We start from the raw sequence: 5,694 nt of genomic DNA on the forward strand, positions 1-5,694 counted from the left end.
TTTGATGATTTCGATACCGAGAAGAGCATGCTCGCCCGCTACATTGTCAGCCAGCGCCTGAAGCCGCTCCGTGTTTGGACCAAACGTGGACGTTTTGTTGATGTAAAGGGGCTGTACAGCAGGCTGTTTAACGACCGTCACTTAATTAACAGTCTGAATGGAGAAAGCGTTTTGCCGGAGGCATGGGCTGAAATTTGTGCAATGACACTCGATACCATCGCTGCCGGAGAGCTTGCTTATGAAGATGCGACCCCATTTCTCTACCTGAAGGAACTCAGCCAAGGCTTCCGGACGAATACCCTGATCCGCCATGTGATTGTGGATGAAGTACAGGATTACTCTCCGTTCCAGCTGGAGTTCATGCGCCGGCTGTTTCCGCGGGCCAAGATGACGGTACTCGGCGATTTGAACCAGGCTATCTATGCCCAGGGAGAAGTGCTGGGTGACCTGGCCGGTCTGGTCAGTATTTATGGAGAAGAAAATACAGAAGTGATCTCCCTGACCCGCAGCTACCGATCAACCTACGAAATTGTAGAGTTTACGCGGGCGATGATTCCGGGTGGAGAACGGATCGTTCCCTTTAACCGCCGTGGGGAGACACCATCGCTAACTGTAGTGAACAGTGAGTCTGAGCTGCTGGCTTCAGTGGAACAGGATGTGCTGAATCTGCATGCAGCCGGTTACCATTATGTGGCGGTCATCTGCAAAACAGCAGAGGAGAGTGCAGATGTGCATGCCAAGCTTCAGAACAGGCTTCCGGTCAGACTGGTTACCAAGGAGACTCCTAATTTCCAGAAGGGCACATTGGTTCTCCCGGCTTATCTGGCCAAAGGAGTAGAGTTCGATGCGGTTATTATCTATGACGGCTCGGACCAGAAATACAGCAGAGAAAATGAACGCAAGCTGTTCTATACAGCCTGCACCCGCGCAATGCATCTGCTTCATATCTACAGTCTGGGGCAGCTTAGCCGCTTTTTGCCCGCTGCAGCCCGTGAGTCCGTGACTGCAGCCTCGTTGAAGAGCTGATTCGCCGCACCTGGCTGTTATTATAAAAGGCTAAAGACCATCCAGAAAGCGGATGAGGTCTTTAGCCTTTTGGCGTTTTGTTAATATTATTTACTGGAGAATCCCGATAATACAGTACGGTTTCGGCGCTGTACCGTAAGAATAATAATGTAGATGGCCAGTAGCAGAAGAGGAGCAATTGCTGAGTAGCGGTACATTACAGCATATGAGTTATAAAGAGCTACTGATCCAAGAAGCATCGTGCCGATGGCTACCCCAAAATCGAGTGAATTGAAAAACATGCCGTTCGCCATGCCCCGCTGCCGTGCGTCTACAGATTGGATCATCCAGGTCTGTAACGCGGGCTGCATGGATCCGAAGCCAATGCCATAGCAAATTGCGGCGGGAAAAAGTGCGGCGGTTGAAGCAGCAAAAGAGAGCAGCATCAATCCGCCAATGATGAACAGGCTGCCGGGAATCAGTAGGGCAGCCGGACCGAAGCGGTCATAAATTTTGCCGGAGACCGGCCGTATGATGACGATGGCCACTGCATTAAACAGGAAAAAGTAAGCAATATGATCCAGATGAACCTCCTTGCCGTATAAGGCAAGAAAACCTAGCAGGCCGCCGTAGGAGATGGACAGTAACAGATTCAGCAGGCAGGGAATAAACAGCTTGCGGAATACACTGCCCTTAGGGCCGGGTGCTGAAACCGGAACGGGTTCTTTGTGATGGGCCGGCAGGCTTTTAGTCAGGCGGTAGCCAAACGGCAGAATTAATGCAAGCGCAAGGCCGGTGCTCAGGAGCAGTGAACCGAAGCCCGGTCCCTGCAGCAGGCTGAGTCCAATCAGCGGGCCGGCGGACATCGCAAGACTGGTGGACAACCCGAAGTAGCCCATGCCCTCGCCCATCCGGCGGATGGGAATGACATCTGAGGCCATCGTGGGAAATGCGGTGCTGGCCATCCCGAACCCTATGCCAAAGAGCATCCGCATCAGCAGCAGGACGATAATGGTTCCTGACCAATAGTAACCGGCTACTGCAGCAAGAGAGATTGCCAGACCGAGGAAGATCAGCAGATTACGGCCGCCTTTTTCCATGGCTTTGGCGGCGAATACCCGGGAAGCGATGGCGCTTAGGGCGAACAGACTGGTTACAAGGCTGATTTGCACGGAGGAAGCATGCAGGGTTCCTTCAGCATAAACCGGCAGGGTGGACAATGTCATCTGCAGGCCGGTGAACAGCAGCAGATTGCAGAGAGTTAGTAGGATAAAGGATTTGGTCCATAAATGTTCAGAGTTATTATTCAATACGAATTGCTCCTATCCTTGATGTGGGTTCCCTGTGTTGTGATAGATGAGCTTAAGCATCTTCCGCAGCTGTTCAAGCTGCTCTGAGGTCAGTCCGGTGACGGCAGTATCAATCACCTGCTGCTCCAGGGTCAGAGTGTTGTTGATTAAGGCCTTGCCTTCCTCAGTTGCGTAGAGCTGGAAAGCACGGCGGTCACTCTTATTCATCGTTTTTGTGATAAAACCTTTTTTCTGGAGAAGCTCAACGATTCGGGCAGTGGTAGGCTGGTCTTTGGCTGCCGATGCGGCCACTTCTTTCTGGTTGATTCCGTCCCGGTCTACAATCATCAGCAGGACAGACCATTGTTCAGGGGTAATATCGTAAGGCTTCAGCACACGGGCAAAGGCGGTTGAAATCCTCCGGTAGGTGGAGCCGAGCAGGAATCCGAGAAATTGCTGAGGTGAGGAACCAGGCATAGAAATCTTCCTTTCTAAATAGTTGTTATAACAATTATATTCAGGACAATTAAAACTGTCAATAAAGATACAGCAAAAAGCACCTCACAGAAAAGTATCAGATCTTGCATAAGATCCAACATAATTTCTGAAGAGGTGCCTTAATTGTTATTAGCTTTAATTATTATTTAGCCGCTTGCGGAACAGTTTCCCAGTCTTTCAGGAAACGCTCAATGCCGCTGTCTGTCAGCGGGTGTTTCCAGAGGGAAGGGAGCAGGGAGCCCGGGATTGTTGCAATATGCGCTCCGGCAATGGCTGCTTCCTCTACATGTGCGATGTTGCGGATGCTGGCTGCAATAATTTCAGAAGACAGTCCGTAGTTGGTCAGGATGGTTTTGAGATCCTTGATCAGCTTCATACCGTCTACACCGATATCATCCAGACGTCCAACAAAAGGACTGATATAAGTAGCGCCTGCTTTGGCGGCCATCAGGCCTTGAGCAGCGGAGAATATGAGGGTAACGTTGGTCTTGATCCCTTTTTTAGTCAGCTCGTAGCAGGCAGCCAGTCCATCTTCGGTCATCGGCAGTTTAATTACTACGTTAGGTGCCCATTCCGCGATTTCGAAGGCTTCCTTAAGCATGTCTTCGGTTGTAAGGCCAATAACCTCTGCACTTACAGGGCCAGGTACAATCTCAACGATTTCTTTAATTACATCTTTGAACAGTCTGCCTTCTTTGGCGATCAGCGACGGGTTAGTCGTCACGCCATCCACTAATCCGAGGCGGGTAATACGTTTGATTTCTTCAATGTTTCCGGTATCCAAGAAAAATTTCATTGTAAATTATTCCTCCCTTGATTTCATATGGATTGACAAACAGTATGCATAACTTCATTATGTATCATGCCACCTGAAGTTTCAACTGTTAATATGAATATTTCAAAATAACTTTATAGAACTCCCCTTAGAAAAAAATGAATTCCACCTTTAGACCATTTCCCGGCACGTTCCTCCCATGATAATATAGAAACGGTATTGCTTAAAAAAGTTGCGAATGGCTGGTGACAGTGATGATAACTGTAATTGCCGGAGTTGCCCTCTTTCTGCTGGCAGCTGCCGGACTTATCGCCTACCAGAACAGCAGGCTGATCGCTGAACAGGAAGCTGACAGCACTGCGGTCCTCACGGGTATGCTGATGTATTCCGTGTTTAATGAACGATTTTTGGAGAATGATGAAAGACCAGAAGCCGTTCCCCTATTTCAGTACACCGTATTATCAGAGCCGGGTGAGCAGCTCTCGCTGGGAGAAACTGGAACAACGTTTGCCTTATGCCGTGTACCGGCCGGTACCGGGGAAATGATTCTATGGGATGCACAAAACTGGATGGTGAACAATATCCGCAAGGCTGCTATCCAAGGTGTGCTGACGGAGCATTCCGGATTTCCTGATAAAGCTGCCCGCAAAGGTGAGAAAGAGCTGATAATAAATCTGGAGGCTACGGTGAAGGAGGAAACCGGACATGCAGATCCATATTAATCATGTGGATATCTCAGTCAGTGTAGGAGATATTACGAACTGGCAAGGCGATATGATCGTGAACGCCTCCAACTCGGGACTGTATGGAGGCGGCGGTGTGGATGGTGCGATCCATCGTGCAGGCGGACCGCAAATTGCTGTCGAATGCGCGGTAATCCGCCAGAAGCAGGGAGGCATCCTGCCGGGGGAAGCTGCTGTCACCACCGCAGGAAAATTACCGTACCTGGGGATCATACATACCGTCGGACCGATCTGGAAAGGCGGCGGTGCAGGAGAGGCCGCAACTTTGGCCAAATGTTATATAAGCAGCCTTGACATGGCGATTGTCCGCGGCGCGCAAAGCATTGCTTTTCCGAACATCAGTACGGGGGTTTATAATTTCCCGAAGCTGCTGGCCTGCCAGACGGCGCTTTCTACAGTGGTCCAATATGTGTCTGACAGGGATTCCCGGTTACTGCCACTGAAGACCATTGCGTTTATTTGCTTCGAGCAGGACAATTCTAAGCTGTATGAGGAAACGCTTAAAAGTTATATGTAAAGAAAACCGGAATGCCGGATGAAACGGGGGAAGCGGGAGATGTCATCTGTTACTGAAGTGAAATTTGTTGAAGTCCATCCTGAGAATGAGGACCTGCAAGAGCTGATCAGTCGGCTGGACGAAGATTTAAAGTTGCGCTATCCTCATGAAATGATTTATGTTGTGGATTTCTCCGATCCCAAAGTTCAAGAGATGACCTTCGTAGTGGCTTATCTCAGCGGGAAACCGGTGGGTTGCGGAGGATTGCGGCCGCTTGACAGCGAGAGCAAGGTCATGGAACTGAAACGTTTCTACGTGGATCCGGGCAGCCGCAAGCAGGGGATTGCGAACAAAATGCTGCTCCACCTGGAGGCCAGAGCAATGGCTGCCGGCTGCGTGGAGATCAAGCTGGAGACAGGAATTAAGCAGCCGGAAGCCATCGCACTCTACGTAAAACACGGCTACCGGCCGATTGATCTGTTCGGTCAACATATTGGTGATCCGGACAGCCTCTGCTACGGCAAAATATTGTCCTGACCGCAAGGGTTATGCATGGTATTTGCCTGCAGGTGCATTCAATACCCATTCGAGCATAAGGATCATATCCTCGAGTCTGCCGATCTGCGCGTTCAGGCTCTCCCGCTGGGGGCTGTCTGAGTCAAGGGAAGCAAGTCGGGTGTCCAGGGATCTGCGCTGGAGCGTTAGTTCATTGATTTTGGATTGAATCTGATTTTCGGTTCTCATCCGGAATCCTCCTGGTGATTATAGATTAATGTCATGATTAGTTCATTATAACGGATAACATGGAGGTATTAAAATGAGTGTCAATGTGAAGCAACTGGCTGCGGAGAAAGCCGTAGAATATGTGCAGGACGGCATGAAGGTGGG

General features: G+C 49.9%; 8 protein-coding genes. 4 read left to right on the forward strand and 4 right to left on the reverse strand.

Translation table 11 applies throughout. From position 1 onward, the window contains the following. Positions 1 to 1,026, forward strand: a 1,026-nt coding sequence (gene helD / locus AQR02_RS33850) for an RNA polymerase recycling motor HelD (protein WP_245237244.1), incomplete at its 5' end; no start/stop codon positions are given. Positions 1,027 to 1,112: 86 nt separating this feature from the next. On the opposite strand, the gene AQR02_RS09040 is transcribed toward helD, so the two are convergent. The 3 genes from AQR02_RS09040 to fsa all read right to left on the reverse strand — a co-directional run bounded on the left by AQR02_RS09040 (position 1,113) and on the right by fsa (position 3,588). Beyond that, a complete protein-coding gene (locus AQR02_RS09040; RefSeq protein WP_054940282.1) occupies positions 1,113 to 2,315 on the reverse strand; it encodes an MFS transporter in 1,203 nt (400 codons plus the stop codon). A gap of 12 nt (positions 2,316 to 2,327) precedes the next feature. After that, the gene (locus AQR02_RS09045) at positions 2,328 to 2,771 is read right to left on the reverse strand and encodes a MarR family winged helix-turn-helix transcriptional regulator (protein ID WP_054940283.1); all 444 of its coding nucleotides are present in this window, start codon (positions 2,769 to 2,771) and stop codon (positions 2,328 to 2,330) included. Between the two features lie 163 nt (positions 2,772 to 2,934). Next, on the reverse strand, positions 2,935 to 3,588 hold the full coding sequence (gene fsa / locus AQR02_RS09050; protein ID WP_054940284.1) for a fructose-6-phosphate aldolase: 654 nt from the start codon (positions 3,586 to 3,588) through the stop codon (positions 2,935 to 2,937). A gap of 233 nt (positions 3,589 to 3,821) precedes the next feature. On the opposite strand from fsa, the gene AQR02_RS09055 reads away from it, so the two are divergent. From AQR02_RS09055 to AQR02_RS09065, 3 genes are read left to right on the forward strand one after another with little or no spacing between them, the layout of a single operon-like run. Further along, a complete protein-coding gene (locus AQR02_RS09055) occupies positions 3,822 to 4,289 on the forward strand; it encodes a hypothetical protein (protein ID WP_054940285.1) in 468 nt (155 codons plus the stop codon). Between the two features lie 4 nt (positions 4,290 to 4,293). After that, the gene (locus tag AQR02_RS09060) at positions 4,294 to 4,827 is read left to right on the forward strand and encodes a macro domain-containing protein (protein WP_245237594.1); all 534 of its coding nucleotides are present in this window, start codon (positions 4,294 to 4,296) and stop codon (positions 4,825 to 4,827) included. Between the two features lie 39 nt (positions 4,828 to 4,866). Further along, complete coding sequence (locus AQR02_RS09065) at positions 4,867 to 5,343, forward strand: GNAT family N-acetyltransferase (RefSeq protein ID WP_054940287.1); 477 nt, start codon at positions 4,867 to 4,869, stop codon at positions 5,341 to 5,343. A 9-nt stretch (positions 5,344 to 5,352) separates the two neighbouring features. Here AQR02_RS09065 and AQR02_RS09070 read toward each other — a convergent pair whose 3' ends face one another. Further along, positions 5,353 to 5,550: a hypothetical protein gene (locus AQR02_RS09070; RefSeq protein WP_054940288.1), complete on the reverse strand. Its 198-nt coding sequence runs from the start codon at positions 5,548 to 5,550 to the stop codon at positions 5,353 to 5,355. Positions 5,551 to 5,694: the final 144 nt, after the last annotated feature.

This window comes from Paenibacillus ihuae, from assembly GCF_001368795.1.
GTDB lineage: Bacteria > Bacillota > Bacilli > Paenibacillales > Paenibacillaceae > Paenibacillus_AQ > Paenibacillus_AQ ihuae.

Excerpts from the sequence above, each read along its gene's own strand:
- AQR02_RS09045 (WP_054940283.1), bottom strand. The coding sequence starts at position 2,771 with ATGCCTGGTTCCTCACCTCAGCAATTTCTCGGATTCCTGCTCGGCTCC.
- fsa (WP_054940284.1), bottom strand. The coding sequence starts at position 3,588 with ATGAAATTTTTCTTGGATACCGGAAACATTGAAGAAATCAAACGTATT.
- AQR02_RS09055 (WP_054940285.1), top strand. The coding sequence starts at position 3,822 with ATGATAACTGTAATTGCCGGAGTTGCCCTCTTTCTGCTGGCAGCTGCC.
- AQR02_RS09065 (WP_054940287.1), top strand. The coding sequence starts at position 4,867 with ATGTCATCTGTTACTGAAGTGAAATTTGTTGAAGTCCATCCTGAGAAT.
- AQR02_RS09070 (WP_054940288.1), bottom strand. The coding sequence starts at position 5,550 with ATGAGAACCGAAAATCAGATTCAATCCAAAATCAATGAACTAACGCTC.